Origin of the sequence: Streptomyces sp. Ru62, from assembly GCF_002920615.1 — a bacterium.
GTDB lineage: Bacteria > Actinomycetota > Actinomycetes > Streptomycetales > Streptomycetaceae > Streptomyces.
On the sequence record NZ_PQSU01000013.1, the window covers coordinates 121,876 to 144,390 of the forward strand.

At 72.8% G+C, this 22,515-nt stretch carries 21 protein-coding genes; 10 read left to right on the plus strand and 11 right to left on the minus strand.

The genetic code is table 11. The annotated features are described in order from the left end of the window. Positions 1-5 precede the first annotated feature (5 nt). On the minus strand, positions 6-905 hold the full coding sequence (gene dapA / locus C3492_RS19265) for a 4-hydroxy-tetrahydrodipicolinate synthase (protein ID WP_103812967.1): 900 nt from the start codon (positions 903-905) through the stop codon (positions 6-8). 167 nt (positions 906-1,072) lie between these two features. Between dapA and C3492_RS44675 the strand changes: the two genes are divergently transcribed. From C3492_RS44675 to C3492_RS19280, 4 genes are read left to right on the plus strand one after another with little or no spacing between them, the layout of a single operon-like run. Continuing rightward, complete coding sequence (locus C3492_RS44675; RefSeq protein WP_181140447.1) at positions 1,073-1,225, plus strand: hypothetical protein; 153 nt, start codon at positions 1,073-1,075, stop codon at positions 1,223-1,225. Beyond that, positions 1,222-1,917, plus strand: a complete 696-nt coding sequence (locus tag C3492_RS19270) for a hypothetical protein (RefSeq protein ID WP_103812968.1) — start codon at positions 1,222-1,224, stop codon at positions 1,915-1,917. The genes C3492_RS44675 and C3492_RS19270 overlap by 4 nt, the downstream gene beginning before the upstream one ends. 53 nt (positions 1,918-1,970) lie before the next feature. Then, a complete protein-coding gene (locus C3492_RS19275) occupies positions 1,971-2,390 on the plus strand; it encodes a phage holin family protein (RefSeq protein WP_103812969.1) in 420 nt (139 codons plus the stop codon). Beyond that, complete coding sequence (locus tag C3492_RS19280) at positions 2,387-2,920, plus strand: DUF3618 domain-containing protein (protein WP_103812970.1); 534 nt, start codon at positions 2,387-2,389, stop codon at positions 2,918-2,920. The genes C3492_RS19275 and C3492_RS19280 overlap by 4 nt, the downstream gene beginning before the upstream one ends. Positions 2,921-3,072: 152 nt before the next feature. Here the strand turns inward: C3492_RS19280 and C3492_RS19285 are convergent, their stop codons facing one another. Further along, positions 3,073-4,908, minus strand: a complete 1,836-nt coding sequence (locus C3492_RS19285) for an endonuclease/exonuclease/phosphatase family protein (RefSeq protein ID WP_103812971.1) — start codon at positions 4,906-4,908, stop codon at positions 3,073-3,075. Positions 4,909-5,173: 265 nt separating this feature from the next. Between C3492_RS19285 and C3492_RS19290 the strand changes: the two genes are divergently transcribed. Then, complete coding sequence (locus C3492_RS19290) at positions 5,174-6,601, plus strand: hypothetical protein (protein ID WP_103812972.1); 1,428 nt, start codon at positions 5,174-5,176, stop codon at positions 6,599-6,601. A 188-nt stretch (positions 6,602-6,789) separates the two neighbouring features. Next, positions 6,790-8,244 carry an alkaline phosphatase PhoX gene (locus C3492_RS19295; RefSeq protein WP_103812973.1) on the plus strand — a complete coding sequence of 485 codons (1,455 nt, stop codon included), beginning with the start codon at positions 6,790-6,792 and terminating at the stop codon, positions 8,242-8,244. A gap of 133 nt (positions 8,245-8,377) precedes the next feature. Here C3492_RS19295 and C3492_RS19300 read toward each other — a convergent pair whose 3' ends face one another. Beyond that, positions 8,378-9,841, minus strand: coding sequence for an MFS transporter (locus C3492_RS19300; RefSeq protein ID WP_103812974.1), 1,464 nt, complete (start codon positions 9,839-9,841; stop codon positions 8,378-8,380). 150 nt (positions 9,842-9,991) lie between these two features. Between C3492_RS19300 and C3492_RS19305 the strand changes: the two genes are divergently transcribed. Further along, complete coding sequence (locus C3492_RS19305) at positions 9,992-10,564, plus strand: TetR/AcrR family transcriptional regulator (protein WP_103812975.1); 573 nt, start codon at positions 9,992-9,994, stop codon at positions 10,562-10,564. A gap of 93 nt (positions 10,565-10,657) precedes the next feature. Here C3492_RS19305 and C3492_RS19310 read toward each other — a convergent pair whose 3' ends face one another. The 7 genes from C3492_RS19310 to C3492_RS19340 form a co-directional block, all read right to left on the minus strand. Continuing rightward, a complete protein-coding gene (locus tag C3492_RS19310; protein WP_103812976.1) occupies positions 10,658-11,833 on the minus strand; it encodes a TerD family protein in 1,176 nt (391 codons plus the stop codon). 112 nt (positions 11,834-11,945) lie between these two features. Beyond that, positions 11,946-12,935: a zinc-dependent alcohol dehydrogenase family protein gene (locus tag C3492_RS19315; RefSeq protein WP_103812977.1), complete on the minus strand. Its 990-nt coding sequence runs from the start codon at positions 12,933-12,935 to the stop codon at positions 11,946-11,948. After that, positions 12,932-13,759 (minus strand): carbohydrate ABC transporter permease, encoded by an 828-nt coding sequence (locus C3492_RS19320; RefSeq protein WP_103812978.1) that lies wholly within the window; start codon positions 13,757-13,759, stop codon positions 12,932-12,934. Before C3492_RS19320 ends, C3492_RS19315 begins: the two co-directional genes overlap by 4 nt. Next, on the minus strand, positions 13,756-14,694 hold the full coding sequence (locus tag C3492_RS19325; protein ID WP_103812979.1) for a carbohydrate ABC transporter permease: 939 nt from the start codon (positions 14,692-14,694) through the stop codon (positions 13,756-13,758). The genes C3492_RS19320 and C3492_RS19325 overlap by 4 nt, the downstream gene beginning before the upstream one ends. Continuing rightward, the gene (locus tag C3492_RS19330; RefSeq protein WP_103812980.1) at positions 14,691-16,061 is read right to left on the minus strand and encodes a sugar ABC transporter substrate-binding protein; all 1,371 of its coding nucleotides are present in this window, start codon (positions 16,059-16,061) and stop codon (positions 14,691-14,693) included. The genes C3492_RS19325 and C3492_RS19330 overlap by 4 nt, the downstream gene beginning before the upstream one ends. Positions 16,062-16,155: 94 nt before the next feature. Beyond that, positions 16,156-16,926 (minus strand): DeoR/GlpR family DNA-binding transcription regulator, encoded by a 771-nt coding sequence (locus tag C3492_RS19335; RefSeq protein ID WP_103812981.1) that lies wholly within the window; start codon positions 16,924-16,926, stop codon positions 16,156-16,158. Between the two features lie 286 nt (positions 16,927-17,212). Beyond that, a complete protein-coding gene (locus C3492_RS19340) occupies positions 17,213-18,022 on the minus strand; it encodes an NAD(P)-dependent oxidoreductase (RefSeq protein ID WP_103812982.1) in 810 nt (269 codons plus the stop codon). Between the two features lie 211 nt (positions 18,023-18,233). On the opposite strand from C3492_RS19340, the gene C3492_RS19345 reads away from it, so the two are divergent. Together C3492_RS19345 and C3492_RS19350 are read left to right on the plus strand one after the other, a co-directional pair. Further along, positions 18,234-19,175: a 5-dehydro-4-deoxyglucarate dehydratase gene (locus C3492_RS19345; protein WP_103812983.1), complete on the plus strand. Its 942-nt coding sequence runs from the start codon at positions 18,234-18,236 to the stop codon at positions 19,173-19,175. A 34-nt stretch (positions 19,176-19,209) separates the two neighbouring features. Next, the gene (locus C3492_RS19350; RefSeq protein WP_103812984.1) at positions 19,210-20,373 is read left to right on the plus strand and encodes a hypothetical protein; all 1,164 of its coding nucleotides are present in this window, start codon (positions 19,210-19,212) and stop codon (positions 20,371-20,373) included. Between the two features lie 240 nt (positions 20,374-20,613). On the opposite strand, the gene C3492_RS19355 is transcribed toward C3492_RS19350, so the two are convergent. Further along, on the minus strand, positions 20,614-21,846 hold the full coding sequence (locus C3492_RS19355) for an MFS transporter (RefSeq protein ID WP_103812985.1): 1,233 nt from the start codon (positions 21,844-21,846) through the stop codon (positions 20,614-20,616). Between the two features lie 222 nt (positions 21,847-22,068). Here C3492_RS19355 and C3492_RS19360 point away from each other — a divergent pair, with 222 nt between their 5' ends. Continuing rightward, positions 22,069-22,515, plus strand: a complete 447-nt coding sequence (locus C3492_RS19360; protein ID WP_103812986.1) for a DUF6010 family protein — start codon at positions 22,069-22,071, stop codon at positions 22,513-22,515.

Consider the following 22,515-nt stretch of genomic DNA (forward strand, 5'->3'; position numbering starts at 1 on the left):
GCGGATCAGCCCGCGCAGAGCGCCTCGTACGCCGTCAGCAGCCCGTCGGCCGTCTCCCGGTCGGCGGGCAGCAGCGGTGCGCGGACCGGGCCCGCGGGCAGACCGAGGCGGGCCAGGAGGGCCTTCGCGGTGACCGTGCCGGGCAGACCCGCGCCCATCATCGCCTCGGTCAACGGAGTGACGGCCCGCTGGAGTCCGGCCGCGCGGGCGGTGTCGCCGGCGTCGAACGCGGCCAGGATCGCGGCGACCCGGTCCGGTACGGCGTTCGCGACCGTGCTCACACAGCCCGCCGCCCCGACCGCGTACAGCGCCAGTACGTGCTCGTCGCAGCCCGCGTAGTACGCCAACTCCGTGCGCTCCAGCACCTTCAGGGTGCCGAGGAAGTCGTAGGAGCAGTCCTTGACGGCCACGATCCGGGGGTGGTCCGCGAGGCGGATCATCGTGTCGGGCTCGATCCGGGTGCCCGTGCGGCCCGGGATGTCGTAGAGCATCACCGGCAGGTCGCTCGCGTCGGCGACCTGGAGGAAGTGGGCGGCCACGGCCTCCTGCGGGGGCCGGCTGTAGTACGGCGTCACCACCAGGACACCGTCGGCGCCCGCCTTCCCGGCCGCCAGCGCCAGCTCCACCGTGTGCCGGGTGTCGGACGTGCCCACGCCCGCGACCAGCGCGGCCCGGTCGCCGACCGCCTCCCGCACGGCCGCGACCAGCCGCGCCTTCTCCTCGTCGGTGGTGGTCGGCGACTCGCCGGTGGTGCCGTTGAGGACCAGGCCGTCGCAGCCCCGCGCCACCAGGTGCGCGGCCAGCCGCCGGGCGCCGTCCAGGTCGAGGGCGCCCTCCTCGGTGAACGGCGTGATCATGGCGCAGAGGGTGCGGCCGAAGGGAGCGGGCCCACGGGTACTCGTCATGGGAGTAGTCTCGGCAGCACGTCCGTGAAGCTCTACTTAATTCTGCTACCAGGTATCAGTAAGAGTTGCTAATAACTTGCGAGCCCGGGCGGAGGCCCTGTGTCCAACTCGGCACCTCATGGGTCACTATGGCCGGAGGGTCACCGACGTCCGTCATGGGAGGCGCCATGAAGCTCGGCAAGGTACTGGCCACCGGGATCGCGGAGGAGCGGCCGCTGGTCCAGGAGGAGAAACCGCAGGTCGGCCCCGAGGAGACCGTCCGCACGGACGCGGCCGAACCGGCCGGGCCGGCCCGCGAAGAGGTCCCGGCCGCCCGATGAGGCTGCGGCTCCCGGCGGAACGCCCGACGGAGCCGCCGACCGGCTACAAGATCGCCCACCCGGTGCTGTCCCAGGACGGCACCCGGGCCGGGTTCACGGGTGTGTCGCTCGGCGGCGCGCTGCCGTACGGCGTGCTGGACGACGCCTCCTGCGTCTACGGCTTCCGGCACCGCCCGCCCGCGCGCCGGTGCGACTGCGGTTTCCACTGCGTGCACGACCGGGCGGCGGCCGAGGCGCTGCTGTGCACCGCCGACCACCGCGCGGCCGTCCTGCTGGAGGTCTCCGTCCTCGGCGCCTACATCCGCTTCGAACGCGGCTTCCGCTACGCCCGGCAGCGCGTGCGCACGGCCACGGCCGGTCCCTGCGGCTGCGGCGCCCGTGCCGTCGCGCTGGCCGACGCCGGCTGGGGCCGGCCGGGCTGGCGGGTCATGGCACCCGTCTGCGCGGGCTGCGTGCGCGGTCGCGCGTCGGTCACGCTCGCGGGGTTCGCCCGGCTGGCCGGACACGGGCTCCGGGTGATCGCGGGCGGCGGCGGCACGGCCCGCGCGGCCGCCGGATTGGCAGCGGGCGGCGAGCCGGGCGTACCCGAACTCGTGGCCGAGGCGGCCCTGTTGCAGGCACGCCTGGACTGGTTCCAGTCCCAACTCGCGCGTCTCGGGGAACGCGGGCCCGGCGGCACCGCGCAGGGCTAACGACCTTCGGCCCGGGTACCCGGAGGTTCCGCACTGAGAGGAGGCGGAACACCGTGACCGTGACCCCGCACACCCGGCCCGCGGCCGACGGGCACCCCTCCACGGGCGAACTCGTCGGCCGGGCCACCGAACAGCTCTCCCGGCTGTTGCGCCAGGAGGTCGCCCTCGCCAAGGAGGAACTGGCCGAGAAAGGACGCCGGGCCGGACGCGGCGGCGGCCTGCTGGGCGCCGCCGGCGCCGTCGGCTACGTCGGACTGATCACCCTGGCCGGAGCGGCCACCGCCGCCCTCTCCCTGGCACTGCCCGTGTGGGCGGCGGCGCTGATCGTGGCAGCGGTGTTCTTCGCCGTCGCCGGCCTGCTGGCCGCGACCGGCCGCGCCCAGCTGCGCCGCGCCGCCCCGCCCACGCCCGAGAAGACCCTCGGCAGTGTCAGGGCGGACGTCGACGCCATCAGGGAAAGGGCACACCGATGACGCACAGGAACCCGCACGGCTCGGGCGCCAAGGGCCCCGACGAGCTGCGGCGGCAGATCGAACACACCCGGAGCCAGCTCGGCGACACCGTCGCCCAGCTGGTGGACCGGGCCGATGTGAAGGGCCGGGCCCGGGCGCGCGCCGCCGACCTGAGGGACAAGGCCGGCGCCATGACCGTCCAGCTGCGCGCCGGCGCCGCCCAGGCGGGGCACGGGGTGCAGGACCGGGCGGCCAAGGCGGGCCACCTGGTGCAGGACCGCGCCGCGCGCGCCGGCCACACCGCGCAGGAACGGATGACCAAGGCCGGGCACCTGGTGCAGGAACGGGCCGGGCACAGCCGGCACGCCCTGCGGGACCGGGCGGCCCACGCCGGCCACACCATGGAGCACGACGCGCGGGTGCCGGGCCCGGTGCGGTCCGCCCTGAGCGCCGCGATGCGGCACCCCCGGCCGGCGCTGATCATCGGCGCGGCGGGCGCCGCCGTCGTCGGCGCGGCCGTGCTCTGGCGCCGCATCGACCGATGCCAGTGAGCCCCTGCCACTGAGCTGCTGCCGCTGAGCTGCTGCCGGTGAGCCCCTGCCGCCTGGCCGCTGCCAGTGGGCCTCTGTCACCGGGCCGCTGCCGGTGAGCACGGGACGGCGGGATCGCCCGGGCGTGAACCCGGGCCGGTCCCGCCGTTCTGTCACGGACGGAACCGCAGCACCTGCGGGTCGTGGTCGCTGATCTGGTCGTTGAACTCCGAGTTGATGTGCACGCTGTCGTACTCGAAGTCGCAGCCGCGGCGGATCGCCGGGCTGATCAGGATCTGGTCCAGGACCTGCTGGTTGCCCTGGTAGTCATAGGTGTAACGCTCGCTCTTCGGCAGCGACTTGATCGCCGACCACAGCTCGCCGTCGCCCTCCAGGATCCGCGCGGTCCCGGAGAACTCGAAGTCGTTCATGTCGCCGAGCGCGATGACGTCCGCGTTCTTCTGCGCGGACAGGATGTCCTTGACGAACGCGTTCACCTCGGTCGCCTGGGCGTGCCGCTGGATCTCCGAGCTGCGCACCGGCGGCTGGTACTGCGCGGTGAGGCCCTGGTCGCCGCCCTTGGAGTTGAGGTGGTTGGCGATCACGAAGACGGTCCTGCCGCGGAAGACGAACTCGCCCGCGAGCGGCTTGCGGCTGTTGCTCCAGGCCGCGTTCGCGGGGTCGATCCGGCCCGGGGAGACCGTCAGCTGCGCCTTGCCGTGCACCTTGGTGACGCCGACGGCGGTGGTCGGGTCGCCGCCCGCGCGGTCCACGAAGGAGACCCGCTCGGGGTTGAACAGGAACACCTGGCGGATGTTGCCGCCGGGCTCACCGCCGTCCTGGTCGTTGACCGGGTTGACCGAGCGCCAGTCGTACCGGGGGCCGCCCGCCGCCACGATCGCGTCGATCAGCTTGGTCACGGTCTGGTCCGCGTCGACCGTGCCGTCGTCCTTGGCGCCGTTGTTGTCCTGGATCTCCTCCAGGGACACGATGTCCGGCGACTGGAGGTTGTGCACGATCGCGAAGGCGTGCTGGTCGAAGGTGGCGTCCGACGGGTCGAGGTTCTCGACGTTGTAGGTCGCCACCGCCAGCTCGCGGCCCGACTGCTTCCGTGTCGTCTCGCGCTCCAGACCGGCGCTCTTCAGCGTGCCGAGCTCGCTCGCGACGAGGGTGTAGCCGCCGTACTGGTTGAAGTCCAGCGGGCCGGTGGTGGTGCCCTCCAGGGTGTCGCCGACGTTCGCCTTCGGGAAGTCGGCGGTCGAGCCCAGCGACTGGATCTGGAGCCGGCCGGTGTTCTGGGAGTCGTAGGAGCCGTACACCGTGCCGCCGCGGCGGCTGCGGTGCTCCCACGGCTTCACGGTGACCCACAGCTCGCTGTACGGGTCGGTCGCGGTGACCACGCGGGCGTCGGCGACCTGGACGTTCATGCCCTCCAGGGACTCGTAGTGGTCCAGCGCGTACGCGGACGGGTCCAGGGGGAGGCCGTTGATCGAGTTGGCCGCGGCGGCGTCGCCGGTGGGCGCGTACGCGTCCGGCACCGTGTCCTCGTCGACGACGACCGGCGCCGGGACCGCGTTGCCCGTGGAGACGGTGGTGATCACCGGCTTGGTGATCTCCGTCAGCGACTGGTTGCCGGAGGAGGTGCCGCCCGGGACGTACTCGGAGACCGTGCCGGTCACCTTCACCGCGTCACCGACCGCCACCTTCGGCGTGGAGCTGGTGAAGACGAACACGCCCTCGCTGGTGGCCGGGTTGTCGTCCGGGGTCGGGTCCTGGAGCCAGAAGCCCCTGGAGGAGCCGTACGTGCGCGTGGCCGTGACGATGCCGGGCACGTCCGTCACCTTCTGACCGGCGAACGGGGATATCCGGGTCGTGCCCTGGATGTCGTGCACGCGCACCGAGTCGGCGTGCGCGGGCGTGGGGAGGGCGACTATCTGGCTGACCGCCGCCGCGCTGCAGACGGTGGCGACGGTGAGCGCGGCGAGGCGCGCGGAAGACCTGCTCGGCAAGGGATCCCTCCGGGGACGTGACGATGCGCCGGGACGAGGGTGGAACGGGAGCGTGTCGAGGTCGTGGCCCTCTGTGACACGCGTAGAGCCGAGTGAACAGTTGTCCCCCCAACTTCTACGCGCGTCAATCTCCTGCCTGCCCCTGGGAGTTGTCAAGGTTTCGGCCATGTCCGGCCGCTTACGGTGAGATGAACCGGGCGGCATGGGTGGAAATCCGTCTAGGCTGAGCGGCTGAGCCCGTTCACGGTCCGAGGAGAACCAGCCGATGTCAGACAGCTCCCCCCTGCCGCCCGTACGGCTGCATCCCGAAGCGGAGCTGGCGCGCGCCGCGCTGTCCACGCCGTTGCTCTCCAGGGCGGCCCGCCTCGCCCGCTGGGCCGGCCCCGGCACCCGCGTCGACGCCGGCGGCGGGCTGGTCGAGGAGCAGTTGCCGGCCGCCGTCGAACTGCTCGGACTGACCGGGGACGACGCCGCCGCGTACGCGAGCGAGGCCTGGCGGGTCGCCGTGGACGCCGGTCTGGTCGAGATCGTGGACGAGGAGGCCGGCACCGTCCGGGCCGGCGAGGAGCTGGAGCTGCTCACCGGCGGCTCCCCGCGGGACGTGCTCACCGTGTGGCTGGCCGCACTGGAGACCGTCATCGCCGACGCGACCGTCCCCGACCTGGACGACCTGGTCGACGCGCTGGACGAGGGCGGCGAGGTCGATTTCTCGTCACTCGGCTGGGACCCCGAGGCCGAGGCGGAGTTCCTCGACGGCGTCCTGGGCAACCTCTACCTGCTGACCGTCAGTGAGGACGGCCCCGGCGACGCCACCGTCCCGCTGCCCGCGCTCGCCGCCTCCGTGATCGTGCCCGACGGCATGGGCGAGCCCACCAACGACGTCCTGGAGCAGATCTCCGACGCGATGATGCGGCTGGACGACCAGTTCCGGGTGCTGGAGCCGGTCGGACTCGTGGACTACCGGCCGGTGGACGAGGCGCTGATGGCCGACACCGACGAGGAACCCGCGGCGACCGTGGACGACACCGACGTCGCCCGCTACGGCATGGTCCGCCTCACCCCGCTCGGCGCGTACGGGCTGCGGGCGCGGCTGCTGGAGGCCGGGTTCGAGGCGCCCGCCGTCGGTGACCTGGCCGACAAGGGCGCGGACGTCCTGCTCGACGGCACCGCCCGGTTCGGCCAGTCCGCCGCCCGGGCCGAGACCGAGCAGTGGCTGGCCCGCCGCGAACCCCTCGCTGCCGCACGGGAGTTGCTGGCGGCGGCACGCGGCGCGGACGCCGGGGCCCCGTTGCGCAGGCTCCGCTGCCAGCAGGCCCTGTCGCTGGTCGGCGCCGAGGCCGAGCCCGCGCTGCGCGAGGTGCTGGACGACCCCGAGCTGGGCGGGCTGGCCCGGGTGTGGCTGAGCGAACGGGGCGCCGCCGGAGTGCCGGCGCCGTCCGAGGACATGGTGTTCTGGCTGACCGTCGACACACTGGCCGCACAGCTCGCGGCCGAGGGCAACTCCGAGGAACTCCAGGCCCTCGTGGAGGGGCTGGCCGCCCAGCACAGCGGGTTCTTCACGGCGGCCTGGCGGGTGGAGCACCCCGACACCGCCGAGGTCCTGGACGCGATGGGGCGGCTGCACCCGGACAAGAAGGTGGCCAAGCAGGCGCGGAAGGCTGCGTTCAAGGCGCGTTCGCAGCAGGGGAGTTGAGGACGCGCCCGGTCGGCGGCCCGACCGGTGCCTTTTGCTGGCGATGGGGTGGTGCGTACGGATTCTTGAACAAGGACCGGTGAAGTAGCCCGGCGTTCAACTCGCGTTCACAAGTGGGCGGGAGCGTGTGCGCCGAACCGAGGCCCCCCACCCTCCACGGCACTACCACCGTCGTCACAGGAGACACCATGTCGCTCACCCGCAGGGACTTCGCCAGAAAATCCGCGATCACCGGTGCCGGGGTCGCCCTGGCGGGCAGCGTCGGCGCCCTCGCCACCGCGCCGAACGCCCTCGCCGCCACGGACACCGAGAGCGCCGAGGCCGAGTCCGCGCACGGGGGCCACCACCACGGCGTCGGCTACGGCCCGCTGATCGCCGACCCCAAGGGCATCCTCGCCCTGCCCGCCGGCTTCTCGTACAAGATCATCACCTACAGCGGCAGGACCAAGCTGGAGTCCGGCGAGTTCACCCCGTCCAACCACGACGGCACGGCCACCTTCGAGGGCCCCCGTGGCACCACCCTCCTCGTCAACAACCACGAGCTGGCCGGCGCCCGCTCCCAGTGGCCGTACCCGGTGCCGCTCACCGAGGGCCTGGTCTACGACCCGGCGGCGGCCGGCGGCTGCACCGTCGTCGAGGTCCGCCGCGGCGGCGAGGTCGCCGAGTGGGTGGGCATCGCCGGCACCGCCACCAACTGCGCCGGTGGCAGCACCCCCTGGGGCACCTGGCTGACCTGCGAGGAGACCGAGGACAAGGCCGGCAAGAACGGCTTCACCAAGGACCACGGCTACGTCTTCGAGGTCGACCCGGAGGACCGCCGGGCCAACCGCGACCCCAAGCCCGTCAAGGCCCTGGGCCGCTACGCCCACGAGGCCGTCGTGGTCGACCCCAAGCGCGGGCACGTCTACCTCACCGAGGACGCCTCCGGCCCCAACGGCCTGTTCTACCGCTGGACCCCGCCGGAGGGCTTCCGTCACGGCCGGGGCAAGCTGCGCACCCTCGCCGACGACGCGGGCGTGCTCCAGGCGTTCAAGTGCTTCGACTCCGGCGGCAAGTTCGTGGACGACCTGTCCCGTGCCACGAAGATCGGCACCGTGTACGGCGTCGACTGGGTGGACGTCCCCGACCGTGACGCCAGGACCGTCTCGGTGCGCAAGCAGTTCACCGACGGCCAGGTCACCCGCGCCCGCAAGCTGGAGGGCATGTGGTGGGGCGACGGCGGCGTCTACGTCGTCTCCTCCTACGCCCGCCAGGAGAGCCCGGTCCAGCACGACGGCCAGGTCTGGTTCTACGACCCCAAGCGCCGCACGCTGACGCTGAAGGTGCTGCTCGGCGTGAACCCGGACCCGGCGAAGGACGGCGCCTTCGACGGCCCCGACAACATCACCGTCTCCCCGTACGGCGGCCTGGTCATCGCCGAGGACGGCGAGGGCGTCCAGCACCTGTTCGGCGCCACCGACAGCGGCCGGACCTACCCGATCGCCCGCAACGAGCTGAACATCGGCACCGCCGAGGCGCCGGAGTACAGCGAGTTCACCGGCGTCACCTTCTCGCCTGACGGCAAGACCCTCTTCGCCAACATCCAGACGCCCGGCATCATGCTCGCCATCACCGGCCCCTGGAAGCGCCAGAAGTGCGACTGAGCCCCGCTCGGTGACTGACGCGCCGGCTCGTTCCCGCTGCCGCCTCCGAGGGTGATCCCCGTACGGTGGCCGTGGGAACGAGCCACGCCTCTTCGGGCGCCGCGTCACACACGCTGTGGCGTGCGGGCCTCGGTCACTTCACCGGCTCGCGCCGGCCGGTCAGGACCGTCGCCGCGAGCAGCAGGCCGGCCAGGGTGATCAGGGCGCCGGCGGCGAAGGCGTGGGCGGCGCCGTGGGTGAGGACGGCGCCGGGTGAGCCGGTGGTGTGCCGGGTGGCCGTGCCGTACACCGTGACCAGGACGGCCAGGCCGACCGTGCCGCCCAGCCACTGCAGGGTCTGGAGCAGCCCCGAGGCCGCGCCCGCGTCCCTGGGGGTGACGGCGGCCAGGATCGTCGCGTTGAGCGGCATGAAGCTCAGGCCGACGCCCAGGCCCACCAGGAGCAGCGGGCCGAGCAGCCCGGCCGCGTAGCCGTCCCCGGGCTCCAGCCGGGCCAGCCAGCCGCTGCCGAGCGCGGCCAGGGACATGCCGGTCAGCAGCACCGGCTTGGTGCCGAACCGGGCCAGCAGCCGGGGCACCAGCCGCACGGTCGTGAACATCACCAGGGTCATCGGCAGGAACGCGAAGCCCGCGCGCAACGGGCTGTAGCCCAGCACCTGCTGGCCGAACAGGGTGAGGAAGTAGAAGGCGCCGAACATCCCCGCGGGCAGCAGCAGGATGCTCGCGTACCCGCCGGCCCGGTCGCGGTCGGCGAACAGGCGCAGCGGCAGCACCGGTTGGTCCGCGCGGGACTCCACCAGCAGGAAGCCGGCGAGCAGGACGGCCGCAGCGGCGAAGCCGAGCAGCGCCCGGGTGTCGCCCCAGCCGCCCTGCGAGACCCGGATGAACGCGTACACCAGCGAGGTCGTCCCGGCCGTCCCGGTCAGCGCGCCGGGCAGGTCGAACCGGCCTGTGTGGCGCGGGGTCTCGGGGACGAACCGGGGCAGGGCGAGGGCCAGGGCGAGGCCGATGGGGACGTTGACGAGCAGCGCCCAGCGCCACGAGGCCCACGAGGCCCACGAGGTGAGCATGCCGCCGAGGACCAGGCCGACGGAGCCGCCGACGCCGGCCATGGCGGAGTAGACGCTCAGCGCGCGGTGCCGGCGCGGGCCCTCGGGGAAGCCGGTGGTGATCAGGGCCAGGGTGCTCGGGGCGATCAGGGCGGCGCCCAGACCTTGTGACGCGCGGGCGACGAGCAGCCAGGCGCCGTCGGCGGCGAGGCCGCCGAGCAGGGAGGACAGGGCGAACAGCAGGACGCCCGCGGTGAGGGTGCGGCGGCGGCCGAGGAGGTCACCGACCCGTCCGCCGAGCAGCAGCAGGCCGCCGAAGGCGAGGGTGTAGGCGTTGAGGACCCAGGACAGGCCGGTGCGGCTGAAGTGCAGGCCGCGTTGGATGTCCGGCAGCGCCACGTTGACGACGGTGGAGTCGACGCCGACCATCAGGTAGGCGGTGACGATGACGAGGAGCGTGGTGCCGAGCCGCGCCGGTGGCGCGGTCCCGGCGGAGGCTTCGGTGGCCGGCGAGGCGATGGGTTCGGACGGGGTGGACGGGGTGGACATGGCGGTCTCCCGGTCTGTGCGTCCCCGGGCACGCGGATGTCCGGGCAGGGGTGAGCTGCCCGCGAAGCACTACTACGGTAAGCGGGGACTGTCTCCGTTTAGTGCTCGATAAGATACGGAGAGAGTCCCCGGTTTGCAAGGAGTGAGTGGATGACGCAGGGCAGGCCCATGCGCGCGGACGCTCGGCGCAACTACGAGCGGCTGCTGAAGGTCGCGGCCGAAGCCTTCGCCGAGCACGGGGAGAACGCGTCACTCGACGACATCGCCAAGCGGGCGGGCGTCGGCTCCGGCACGCTCTACCGGCACTTCCCGACCCGGCAGGCGCTGCTGGAGGCGGCGTACGTCGACCGGATCGAGGCGCTCGGGGCGCGCGCCGACGAGCTGGCGGAGGAACGGCCGCCGGGCGAGGCGCTCATGGAGTGGCTGTACGAGCTGGCGGTCCGCACCCTTCAGGTGCGGGGGATGAAGGCCCTGCTCAGCTCGGCGGTGACGGAGCACAGCAGCGCGGCGGCGCTGACGGCGTGCGGGACCGTGGTGAAGAGTGCGGTGACCCGGCTCGTGGAGGCGGCACAGGCGGAGGGTGCGCTGCGGCGGGACGTGGAACCGATCGAGGTGCTGCGCCTGGCCCATGGAGTGGCCTCGGCGGCGGAGCTGGCCGGAGTGGGGGAGCGGGAGATCCGGCGCTACCTGGGGCTGCTGACGGAAGGGCTGCGGGCCGGCTGAGGTGCTGGTTGCCCGGCCGGGGCGGAGCGGTGGCCGGGGGACCGCCGTCAGGACGACAGCGAGTCCCCGGCACAGCCCGGGCTCCCCGCCGGACTACAGGGCGCGAGCCCCCGGATCCACCATGTTCCGTACGGTGCGGGCCTTCACGAACTCGCCCATCGCCGTCATGTCCCACTCGCCGGAGAACTGGCGGACGAGCTTGGCCATCATGACGCCGGTCTGGGGCTCCGCGCCGGTGAGGTCGAAGCGGACCAGCTCCTCGCCCGAGAAGGCGTCGACCAGCCGGCAGTACGCCTTGGCGACCTCGGTGAACTTCTGTCCGGAGAACGAGTTCACGGTGAAGACCAGCCCGGTGACCTCCTGCGGCAGCCGGCCCAGATCGACCGTGATGACCTCGTCGTCGCCCCCGCCCTCGCCGGTCAGGTTGTCCCCGGAGTGCCGGATCGCGCCGTTCAGGATCGTGAGCTTGCCGAAGTAGCAGCTGTCGATGTGGTTGCGCTGCGGGCCGTAGGCGATGACCGAGGCGTCCAGGTCGATGTCCTTGCCGCGGAACGCCGGCTCCCAGCCGAGGCCCATCCGCACCTGGGAGAGCAGGGGCCGGCCGCCCTTGATGAGGGACACGGTCTGGTTCTTCTGCAGGCTGACCCGGCCCTTGTCCAGGTTGATCTTCCCGGCGCCGGGCGCGGGAGCGGGCGGCGGGGTCACCGGCTGCGGCGGGGCGGCGGGGGCGGCGGCCGGCTGGGGCGGGGCGGTCGGCGCGGCCGGGGCCGCGGCCGGCTCCTCGACCGTCACTCCGAAGTCGGTCGCGATGCCCGCGAGCCCGTCGGCGTACCCCTGTCCGACGGCCCGCGCCTTCCACTGGCCGCCCCGGCGGTAGATCTCCACGACCACCAGCGCGGTCTCACCGCCGAGCTGCGGCGGCGTGAACGTCGCCAGCACGGCGCCGCCGTCGGCGTCCCGGATCGTGGCCGTCGGCTCGATGCCCTGGAAGGTCTGGCCGGCCGCGTCCGGGCTGGCCGTGACGACGATCTTCTCGATCTCCGGCGGTACGGCGGCCGTGTCGACCGTGACCGCGTCCGGCGCCGTACCGCCGCCCGACCGGTACGTCACGCCCGGCCCCGTGGGCTGGTTGTAGAAGATGAAGTCGTCGTCGGAGCGCACCTTGCCGTCGCCGGTGAGCAGCAGGCCCGACACGTCGAGCCGCACCGGAGCGGAGACGTCCACCGTCACGCGCGCGGCCGGGAGGGGGATGTTCGAGCCAGGGGTCATAGCTGTCATGCCGGGAGAACGAACGACACCGCTTTACCGTTCCCTTACTCATCCCCCGATCGGCTCAGGGCCCGCCCCCCCCGGTCGGCCGAGGGCCCGACCCCGAGCCGGTTCAGGGCACCACCACGATCTTCCGCCCGACCCCCGCCGCGAACTGCTCCAGCGCCTGCGGGTACCGCTCCAGCGGGATCCGGTCGCTGATGAAGACGCCCGGGTCCAGCACGCCGTTCGCGAACAGCTCGGCCGCCCGCTCGAAGCTGTGCAGCACCGCCATGGAGCCGGTGATCGTGATCTCCTGGTTGTAGATCCGGTACGGGTCGATCGTCACCCGCGTCGCATAGTCCGCCACCCCGAACTGGAGGAAGGTGCCCGCCTTCGCGACCCGGTCCAGGCCGTCCTGGATCGCCGCCGCGTTGCCGGTCGCGTCGATCACCACGTCCCAGCCCTGAGGGCGGTCCAGTTCGTCGGCGTTCGCCGCGGACGCCGAGACGCCGAGCAGGCCGGCCGTCTCCAGCCGCGCCGGGTTGACGTCGACCACGTCCACGCTCGCCGCGCCGGTCCGCTTGGCCAGCTCCAGCATCATCAGGCCCATGGTGCCGGAGCCGTAGATCAGCACGTGGGCGCCCAGGCGGGCCCGGAGGACGTCGTAGCCGCGGACCGCGCAGGACAGGGGCTCTACCAGGGCCGCGTCCTCGGTGCGGACGTGGTCGGGCAGCTTGACGCAGTTGGCGACCGGGGCGAGTGCGTACCGGGCCGCGCCGCCCGCCGTCGTCACGCCGATCGCCGCCCACCGCTCGCACAGGTTGTTGTGGCCCGTACGGCAGTACCGGCACTCGTAGCAGTAGAGCGAGGGGTCCACGGCCACCCGGTCGCCGACGGCCACCTCGGTGACCTGGGTGCCGACGCCGACGACCTCGCCCGCGAACTCGTGCCCGGGGACGATCGGCAGCTTGGGCGCGAACTCGCCCTGGAGGATGTGCAGGTCCGTGCCGCACAGACCGCAGGCCGCGACCTCGACGACCACCTCCCGGGGGCCCGGCGTCGGGTCGGGCACCTCGGTGACGACGGCGCGGCCCACGGACTCGATGACGGCGGCCTTCATTTCACGGCTCCCAACGACAGGCCCTGGACCAGCTTGTCCTGGGCGGCGAACCCCGCGGCGAGCACCGGCAGGGAGATGACGAGCGACGCGGCGCACACCTTGGCCAGGAACAGGCCCTGGCTGGTGATGAAGCCGGTCAGGAAGACGGGGGCGGTCTCGGCGACCACGCCCGTCAGGACTCGGGCGAAGAGCAGTTCGTTCCAGCTGAAGATGAAGCAGATCAGGGCGGTGGCGGCGATGCCGGGCAGGGCGATCGGGGCCACCACGCGCGCGAGGATCACCGGGAGCCGGGCGCCGTCCACCCGTGCCGCCTCGATGACCGCGACCGGCACCTCGGCGAGGAAGGACTGCATCATCCACACCGCGATCGGCAGGTTCATGGAGGTGTACAGGACGACCAGGAGCCAGATGTTGTCGAGCATCCCGGCGTTCTTGGCGAAGAGGTAGATCGGCAGCAGGCCCGCCACGGCCGGCAGCATCTTGGTGGACAGGAAGAAGAACAGGACGTCGGTCCACTTCCGCACCGGCCGGATCGACAGCGCGTAGGCCGCCGGGAGGGCCAGCAGCAGGACCAGGAGCGTCGAGGCGACCGACGCCACCGTGGAGTTGACCAGCGCGGGCCACGGGCTCGCCCCGCCGCCGCTGCCGAAGAACTCGCGGTAGCCGTCGAGGGTCAGCGAGGCGGTGAAGGACGGCGGGTTGGTCGCCGCGTCCGCCTCGGAGTGGAAGGACGTCAGTGCCATCCACGCGATGGGCAGGAAGAAGACGATGCCGGCCAGCCAGGCCACCAGGCCGACACCGCCTCGACGCAGTACGGCGGTCATGCGCGGGACACCTCCTCGCGGAACAGGGACGACACCACGCGCAGGGCGAAGGTGGCGATGACGATCGAGCCGATGACCACCAGGACGCCGGCGGCCGAGGCCAGGCCGTTCTCATGGGCCTGGTAGAAGCTCTGGTAGACGGTGTAGGGCAGGTTGGCGGTGCCCAGGCCGCCGGAGGTGATCGTGAAGACCGCGTCGAAGTTCTGGACGATGTAGATCGACCCGAGCAGCGCGCCCAGTTCCAGGTAGCGGCGCAGGTGGGGCAGGGTCAGATGACGGAAGATCTGCCAGTCGCTCGCGCCGTCGACCCGCGCGGCCTCGATCTGCTGCTGGTCCCGGCTCTGGAGCCCGGCCAGCAGGATCAGCATCATGAACGGCGTCCACTGCCACACCAGGGATGCCTCGACCGCGAGCAGCGGGGTGCGGGAGACCCAGTCCGGCTGCGGCCCGCCCACATAGTGCAGCAACCCATTGAGCAAGCCGTATTCGGGGTTGTAGAGCACATGTTTCCAGAGCAGCGCGGCGGCCACCGGCACCACCAGGAAGGGGGCGATGAGCAGGGTGCGGACGATGCCCCGGCCGCGGAACCGCCGGTCCAGCAGCAGCGCCAGCGCCAGCCCGAGGACCAGGCTGGCCAGCACCACGGCAGCCGTGAGCAGCACGGTCGTCCACACCGAGTGGCGCAGGCCGGCGTCGGTGAGCACCTGGCGGTAGTTGTCCAGGCCGGTGAAGCGGCGGGCCTTGGGATAGAGGGCGTTCCAGTCGAAGAAGGAGATCACCAGTGTGGCCACGAAGGGCAGCTGGGTCACCACGATCATGAAGACGAGGGCCGGCAGGAGCGGGGCGCGGGTGGCCCAGGCGCGCAGCCGGGCCGAGGGCTGCCTGACCGTCCGGGTGGGTGTGGCCGCGAGGGGGGCCGTGGTCGTCGCTGTCATCGTCCCTCGTACTCCTTGGAGATCTTCTCGGCGAGCGCTTGCGACTTCTTCAGGGCCGCGCCGACGGACTGGCGCCCGGCGATGGCCGCGCTGATCTCCTGGGAGACCTTGGTGCCGAGGTCGGTGAACTCGGGGATGCCGACGAACTGGATGCCGGGCGCGGGGCGCGGCTGCACGCCGGGGTCGTCGGGCCGGGCGCTCTCGATGGCCTCCTTGGTCATCTCCTGGAACGCGGCGGCCGACTTCCGGTAGTCGGCGTTGGTGTAGGTCGACGCCCGCTTGCCCGCCGGGACGTTCGACCAGCCGCTGGTCTCGCCGACCAGCTGCTCGTAGCCCTTGCCCGACGCCCAGGAGACGAACTTCCACGCCTTGTCCGGGTTGCGGGAGGCCTGCTGGATGCCCCAGGCCCAGGTGTAGAGCCAGCCCGAGGACGTGGTGCGCTCGACGGGGGCCGGGGCGTAGCCGAGCTTGCCCTTGACCGGGGAGCCGGCCGCCTCCAGCAGTCCGGCCGCGGAGGTGGCGTCGTACCACATGGCGACCTTGCCCTGGGTCATGTTGTTCAGGCATTCGGCGAAGCCGGACTGGGCGGCGCCGGACTCGCCGTGCCCGCGGACGAGGTCGACGTAGAACTTCGTCGCCTTCTCGAAGGCCGGGGAGTCCAGCCGCGCCTTCCAGTCCCTGTCGAACCAGGTGCCGCCGAAGGTGTTCACGACCGTGGTCAGCGGTGCCATCAGCTCGCCCCAGCCGGGCAGTCCGCGCAGGCAGATGCCCCGCATGCCCGGCCGGGCGCCGTCCGCCTTCGAGGCCAGGTCGGCGACCTGCCGCCAGGTGGGACGGTCGGGCATGGTCAGGCCCTTCGCCGCGAACACGTCCTTGCGGTACATGAGGAAGGACGACTCGCCGTAGAAGGGCTGCCCGTAGAGCTTGCCGTCGTCGCCGGTGAGGGACTGGCGCATCGGCTTCAGCACGTCCTGCTCGTCGTACGACCGGTCCTTCGCGACGTAGGAGTCCATCTCGTGCAGCCAGCCGTTGCGGGCGTAGATCGGTATCTCGTAGTTGGACAGGGTGGCCACGTCGTACTGGCCGGCCTGGTTGGCGAAGTCCTGGCTGATCTTGTCGCGGACGTCGTTCTCGGGCAGGACCGTGAAGTTGACCTTGATGCCGGTGTCCTTGGTGAAGTGCTCGGCGGTCAGCTTCTGCAACTCGGTCATCTGCGGGTTGTTGACCATCAGGACGTTGATGGAGTCGCCGCCGGAACCGGTCCCGCCGGCACCGGCCCAGCAGCCGGAGAGCAGCGGGGCGAGCAGCGTCCCTGCGGCGGCCAGGGCGAGCGTGGCTCGCGGCCTCCGTCGGCTCGGGGTGCGCATGGATCGCTCCTGAGAGTGGGGAAAGTGGAAAAACGTGGGCATAAGGGGCGCTCGGGGGGTGAGGAACGCCCCTGGAGGGGGGCGAGTGGGAGCATCAGACCCGGATGACCTGCGGGCCCAGCAGGGAGTAGCGGTGGGCCTCGGCGGCCGGGAGGAGGGTGCTGGTGACGATCGCCTCCAGCGCGCCGATCTCCGCGAACCGGCAGAAGCTGACCGCGCCGAACTTGGTGTGCACGCCCGCGAAGACCGTGCGCCGGGCGGCCCGGACTGCCTGCGCCTTCACCTCGCTGACCGCCGGGTCGGGGGTGGTCAGACCGTGTTCGCGGGAGATGCCGTTGGCCCCGATGTAGGCGAGGTCGATCACGAAGCCGGCCAGCATCTTCGTCGTCCAGTGGTCGACGGTGGCCAGCGTGCCCGGGCGGACCCGGCCGCCGAGCAGCAGCACGGAGACCTGGTCGGCCTCCGCGAGGGTGCCCGCCACCGGCAGGGACGCGGTGACCACGGTCAGCGGCCGGTCCCTGGGCAGCGCCTCGGCGATGAGCTGGGGGGTGAAGCCCTCGTCGACGAAGACGGTCTCGGCGTCCCCGAGCAGTTCGGCCGCCGCGGCGGCGATCCGGCGTTTCTCGGGCACGTGGCTGGTGGCGCGGAAGGCGAGGGTCGTCTCGAACCCGGCGCTCTCCACCGGATAGGCGCCGCCGTGGGTGCGGCGGACCAGGCCGTGGTCCTCCAGGGCGCGCAGATCGCGCCGGATGGTCTCCTTGGCCACGCCCAGGTCGGCGGCGAGCGCGGTGACGTCCACCGAGCCGGTGGCGCGGGCGGCCCGCACGATCTCGCGCTGGCGTTCTTCCGCCGTCCTGGTGGTCATGTCGTCACCCACTTCCCTGTGGACCTGCCCGTTCGGGCCCATGGGGGAAGTTCTACCGCCGGTGCGCGGCGCTGACCAGGTCTGTTGCGGGCCCGATACTGCCCGCTTGTGCCCGCTTCACGCGGACCGTGCCCGTCGCGGACCTGCGCGGCTGTCCGGGGCGGGGTGGGATCGGGCACGGCGGATGCCCGGACACGGCGGCGGGCGGGCCCGTTCGGTGCCCGCCCGCGCGCGTGGACGATCGTTTCCGGCCGCCGGGTGCCGCCCGGGGAGCCGGCGGAGGGGTTCAGTACGGCCAGATCGGCGGGTCGTTCACGAAGTGCCCGCCCAGGTGGCCGTGGGCCGGGTTCTCCGGGTCCAGCTCGCCCTGTTCGGAGATGAGCTTCCCGGCGTACGGCTCGGAGTCGTCCTGGGGGTCGTAGCCGAGCGCCCGCGCGGTGGTCAGGTCCCACCACAGGCGGGTGTTGGCGGAGGAGCCGTAGACGACCGTGTGGCCGACCTCCTCGGCGGTCAGGGCCGCGTGGAAGAGGCGGGCGCCGTCGGCCGGGCTCATCCACACCGAGAGCATGCGGACGCTGGTGGGCTCCGGGAAGCAGGAGCCGATGCGCACGGAGACGGTCTCCAGGCCGTGCTTGTCCCAGTAGAACTGGGCCAGGTCCTCGCCGAAGGACTTCGACAGGCCGTAGAAGGTGTCCGGGCGGCGCGGGGTGTCGATGGGGATCAGCGGCTCGCCCGCGCGCGGGGCCGGGGTGAAGCCGACGGCGTGGTTGGAGGAGGCGAAGACGATCCGCGGTACGCCTTCCAGGCGGGCGGCCTCGTACAGGTTGTAGGTGCCCTCGATGTTCGACCTGAGGATCTTCTCGAAGGGTGCCTCCAGGGAGATCCCCGCGAGGTGCAGGACCGCGTCCACGCCCCGCACCGCCTCGCGCAGCGCCACCTTGTCGCCGAGGTCCGCGCTGATCGCGTCCGGCTCGCCCTCGACGGGCCGCACGTCGAACAGGCGCAGCGTGTAGCCGTACTCCGGCAGCAGGGACCGCATCAGGGTGCCGAGCCCGCCGGCGGCGCCGGTGAGCAGGATCGTGCGGGGAGCGGGCATCCTCGGTTCTCCTTGTGGCCGGTATTCACATACGTGGACACGCTAGAGAGTTCGCCCGGCACCGTCAAGTGTCGCGTGATGACGGGGATTTCGCTCCCGTCGTGCGAGTTTGCCTGCTTGACCCGCCACAAGAAGGCCCTTTAGCGTGGTCACGTTCAGAAATATGGACATGGATCAGAAACATGCACCGGCGTGTCCCAAGGGAGAGTCCGTGACGCCAGCCCCTCTGACCGAACGGCTCAGCGATCCGCGCGGGCCGCTGTTCTTCCCCGTCACGGCCTACGGCCCCGGCGGCTCACTCGACCTGGACGCCTACCGCACCCATGTGCGCCGCGGTGTCGCGGCCGGTGCCGCCGCCGTCTTCGCCTGCTGCGGCACCGGGGAGTTCCACGCGCTGCTGCCGGAGGAGTTCGAGGCCTGCGTCCGGGCGGCCGTCGAGGCGGCCGAAGGGCGCGTCCCGGTCGTCGCGGGCGCCGGGTACGGTACCGCCCTCGCCGTCCGCTACGCGCGTCTCGCCGCCGGTGCGGGTGCCGACGGCCTCCTCGCCATGCCGCCGTACCTCGTGCTCGCCGGCCAGGAGGGCCTGCTGCGGCACTACCGGGAGGTCGCCGCCGCCACCGACCTGCCCGTCATCGTCTACCAGCGCGACAACGCCCTCTTCACCCCGGCGACCGTGGTCGAACTGGCCCGCACCGACGGCGTCATCGGCCTCAAGGACGGCCTCGGCGACCTCGACCTCATGCAGCGGATCGTGAGCGCGGTCCGCACCGAGGTCCCCGGCGACTTCCTGTACTTCAACGGCCTGCCCACCGCCGAGCAGACCCAGCTCGCCTACCGCGCCCTCGGCATCACCCTGTACTCCTCCGCGGTGTTCTGCTTCGCGCCGGAGATCGCCCTCGCCTTCCACCGCGCGCTGGAGACGGGCGACCTGCCCACCGCCCACCGCCTCCTGGACGGCTTCTACCGCCCGTTCGTCGAACTGCGCGCCCAGGGCCGCGGATACGCCGTCTCCCTCGTCAAGGCCGGGGTACGGCTGCGCGGCCTGGAGGTGGGCGAGGTCCGGCCCCCGCTGCACGAGCCGCCCGAGGAGCACGTCAAGCAACTCGCCCGGCTCATCGAACGCGGCTACGAACTGCTGGAGGAGGACGCGTGAGCGAGCACGGCCACGCCCTGCCGGAGGTGGACGCGTGAAGGCGTCGGCGTTCGTCTACCCCTGGGACGTCAACGGGGACCCCGCCGCCCCGGAGCGGATCGCGGGACTCGGAGTGGAGCAGGTGACCCTGGCCTCCGCCTACCACTCCACCCGTGCCCTCACCCCGCGCCACCCCCGCCACCGCATCGTCACCGCCGAGTACGCGGCCGTCCTCTACCCGCCGGGCGACCGCTGGGCGGGCCGCGGCCTGCGGCCCTACCCAGCCGGCCGCTGGGCCCCCGGCAACGCCTACGGCGAGGCCGCCGAAGCCCTCGCCGCGGCCGGCCTGGAGGTGCACACCTGGGTCGTCCTCGCCCACAACTCCCGCCTGGGCGCCGAACATCCGGACACCTCGGTCGTCAACGCCTACGGCGACCGCTACCCGTGGGCGCCCTGCGTCGCCCAGCCCGCCACGCGCGCGTACCTGGTCGACCTGGCCGCCGAGGCCGCCGTGCGCCCCGGCGCGCACGGCACCGAACTGGAATCCCTCGGCTGGTACGGGCTCCAGCACCTGCACGCCCACGACAAGACCGCGGGCGTCGGCCTCGGGGACGCCGGGCAGTACCTGATGTCCCTGTGCTTCTGCCCGACCTGCCGCACCGGCTACGGCGAGCAGGGCCTGGACGCCGACGCGCTGGCCGGGGCCGTACGCGAGGCGCTGGAGCCGCTGTGGCGGGGCGCGGCGGACGACGGGGGCTGGCCGACCGTGGAGAAGCTGCTCGGCGAGGACACGGCGGCCGCCACGCGCGCGTGGCGCGACACCACCGCCCGCACCCTCCAGGAGGAGGCGGTCACCGCCGTGCGCGCCGCCGCGCCGGACGGCTTCCAGATCCTGCTGCACGCCGACCCGGTCCCGTACCACTGCGGCGCCAACGTCGGTGTCGACCCCGCTCACATCCTGTCCGTGGCCGACGGCGTGGTGGTGCCCTGCGCCGGCGGTACGGCCCTGCTGGCGCCCTTCGCCGGGCAGGCGCGCGAGAGCACCGTGCTGGCCGCCAACTTCACGGTCGTCGCGGGAATGGGCGGCAGCCCCGGCACGCTCACGGCGGACGCGGCACGCGCGCGTGCCGAAGGCGCGACGGAACTTCGGCTCTACCACGCCGGGTTGGTGTCGGACGGTGACCTGGCGGCGGTCCGGGAGGCACTGGTGGCGCGGTGAGCGGTCGGCAGGGGTGCCGGGCCGTTGGGCGGCCGGGGCGGGTCGCGGCATGCGCGCGTGCCGGGGGCGCGGCGGAAATGCGGCTCCGTCACGCCGGGTTGGTGTCGGACGGTGACCTGGCGGCGGTCCGGGAGGCACTGGTGGCGCGGTGAGCGGTCGGCAGGGGTGCCGGGCCGTTGGGCGGCCGGGGCGGGTCGCGGCATGCGCGCGTGCCGGGGGCGTGACGGAAATGCGGCTCCGTCAGGCCGGGGTGGTGTCGGACGGGGAGCTGGTGGTGGTCCGGGGGGTGCTCGTGGTGCGCTGGGTCAGCGGCAGCGCCGTCAGGAGCAGTGCCAGGCCGTAGAGCGGCAGCAGCAGCCCGGGGCCGGCCAGTTCGACCAGGCCGGCCCCCAGGGCGAGGCCGACCACGTTCGGGGTGAAGAGCAGCGTGTTGGCGGTGGCCGTCGCCCGGCCCAGCAGCGGGCCGGGGGTCTCCCGCTGGACCGCCGTCAGCGCGGCGACCAGCACACAGGGCAGGCCCAGACCGCACGCCACGCTGGTGGCCAGTGCCATCGGGTCCCACGGCACGGCCCGTGCCACCACCGCGGCCCCGGTCAGCGCGATCCCGGCCGCCGCGAACCGCCGCCCGCCCAGCCTGCGCAGCGCCGGGCCGGCGAGCAGCCCCGCCGTCACCGAACCGGCGCCCTGAGCGGCGTACAGCACGCCCGTGTAGGCGGGGGAGTGGCCGAGGCGGTCGACCACGGCGTACACCGTGGTGCTGCTCAGCGCCGTCAGCAGCATCGTCGTACCGCCCGCCCGGACCAGCGGGCGCAGCACGGGGTGGCCCCACAGGTGCCGGACTCCCTGCGCCGCCTGCTGCCGCCAGCCGGCGGCGGACCGCACGGGCTGTTCCTCGCGCACCCGCAGCAGGCCGCACAGCCCGGCGGCGAGGAGGAAGGTGACGGCGTCCAGGCAGGCCACGGCAGGGCCGCCCCAGACCGTGTACAGGCCCGCCCCGGTCAGCGGGGCGACGAGCTTCATGCCCTCGGTGAGTGTCATCCGCAGCCCGTTGACGTCACCGAGCAGATCCGGGCCGACCGCCGCCGTCAGCAGTGCCGACTCGGCGGCGTCGTGTACGGCACCGGCCGCGCCGTACACCACCAGGACGGCGAACAGCAGCCACAGACGGCCGGGGGAGTCGACGGCGAACAGGGCGGGCAGCAGCGCCGCGAGGCCCAGGTTCACCGTGATGAGCAGAGGCTTTCGGCGGAACCGGTCGGCGAGCGTGCCGAGCGCCGGGCCGGCCGGGGTGGGCGCCCACATCGCGAGCAGGCACAGGGCGGCCAGTCCGTCCGACCCGGTCAGCTCCTTCACCCACACGCCCGACGCCAGCCACAGCGAGGAGGTGCCGAAGGCGGACACCACCAGGCCGGTGAGACACAGCCTCGCGTTGTGGTCCCGCAGCACGCGGGACACGGTCCAGGAAGTCGTCATGCCCGGTCATCGTGGCCCTAAGGCGCGGGGCCGCGGATCGGGCAGTTTCCCTAGGTTCGCGAGCTGCCCCGGTACGGCGGACGCCCGCGCCCGGCGCCGTCCCCCGGCCCTGGGCAGCACGCCTCCGGGGGGAAGCGGCCTGACTCCGCGCGGCGACAATCCGTCGGAACGTGGCACGGGAGCCCCTGGGGCGCCGGGGCCCGGAAACCTACCGTCGACCGCATGCGCTACCTCGCTCCCCTTCTCATCGGCCTGCTCTACGTCATCCTCATGTCCCTCGTCCCGGAACCCCACCGGCGCCGCCTCAACGCCGTCATGGTGGCCGGTGCCGGGGCCGCCTACCTCAGCGGCGGCGGCCTCGGCGGCTGGGAGTTCGCCTTCACGGCGGTCGCCACCTACGTCGCCTACAAGGGACTGGACTCCTGGACGTTCATCGGCGTCGGCTGGCTGCTGCACACCGCGTGGGACGTCGTCCACCACCTCAAGGGCCACCCGATCGTCCCCTTCGCGCACGACTCGTCGTTCGGCTGCGCGCTGTGCGACCCGGTGATCGCCCTCTGGTGCCTCGGCGGCGGCCGTGCGCCGTGGGAGTGGTCGCGCCGCACCGATGAGTTTCCGGAGGCCCACCGGTCACCCCTTCGTACGGAGAGCGCCACCCTGAAGGAGTGA

Bases quoted from the DNA above. Each gene is read 5' to 3' on its own strand.
- dapA (WP_103812967.1), bottom strand. From the start codon at position 905: ATGACGAGTACCCGTGGGCCCGCTCCCTTCGGCCGCACCCTCTGCGCC.
- C3492_RS44675 (WP_181140447.1), top strand. From the start codon at position 1,073: ATGAAGCTCGGCAAGGTACTGGCCACCGGGATCGCGGAGGAGCGGCCG.
- C3492_RS19270 (WP_103812968.1), top strand. From the start codon at position 1,222: ATGAGGCTGCGGCTCCCGGCGGAACGCCCGACGGAGCCGCCGACCGGC.
- C3492_RS19280 (WP_103812970.1), top strand. From the start codon at position 2,387: ATGACGCACAGGAACCCGCACGGCTCGGGCGCCAAGGGCCCCGACGAG.
- C3492_RS19290 (WP_103812972.1), top strand. From the start codon at position 5,174: ATGTCAGACAGCTCCCCCCTGCCGCCCGTACGGCTGCATCCCGAAGCG.
- C3492_RS19295 (WP_103812973.1), top strand. From the start codon at position 6,790: ATGTCGCTCACCCGCAGGGACTTCGCCAGAAAATCCGCGATCACCGGT.
- C3492_RS19300 (WP_103812974.1), bottom strand. From the start codon at position 9,841: ATGTCCACCCCGTCCACCCCGTCCGAACCCATCGCCTCGCCGGCCACC.
- C3492_RS19305 (WP_103812975.1), top strand. From the start codon at position 9,992: ATGACGCAGGGCAGGCCCATGCGCGCGGACGCTCGGCGCAACTACGAG.
- C3492_RS19310 (WP_103812976.1), bottom strand. From the start codon at position 11,833: ATGACCCCTGGCTCGAACATCCCCCTCCCGGCCGCGCGCGTGACGGTG.
- C3492_RS19315 (WP_103812977.1), bottom strand. From the start codon at position 12,935: ATGAAGGCCGCCGTCATCGAGTCCGTGGGCCGCGCCGTCGTCACCGAG.
- C3492_RS19320 (WP_103812978.1), bottom strand. From the start codon at position 13,759: ATGACCGCCGTACTGCGTCGAGGCGGTGTCGGCCTGGTGGCCTGGCTG.
- C3492_RS19325 (WP_103812979.1), bottom strand. From the start codon at position 14,694: ATGACAGCGACGACCACGGCCCCCCTCGCGGCCACACCCACCCGGACG.
- C3492_RS19330 (WP_103812980.1), bottom strand. From the start codon at position 16,061: ATGCGCACCCCGAGCCGACGGAGGCCGCGAGCCACGCTCGCCCTGGCC.
- C3492_RS19335 (WP_103812981.1), bottom strand. From the start codon at position 16,926: ATGACCACCAGGACGGCGGAAGAACGCCAGCGCGAGATCGTGCGGGCC.
- C3492_RS19340 (WP_103812982.1), bottom strand. From the start codon at position 18,022: ATGCCCGCTCCCCGCACGATCCTGCTCACCGGCGCCGCCGGCGGGCTC.
- C3492_RS19355 (WP_103812985.1), bottom strand. From the start codon at position 21,846: ATGACGACTTCCTGGACCGTGTCCCGCGTGCTGCGGGACCACAACGCG.
- C3492_RS19360 (WP_103812986.1), top strand. From the start codon at position 22,069: ATGCGCTACCTCGCTCCCCTTCTCATCGGCCTGCTCTACGTCATCCTC.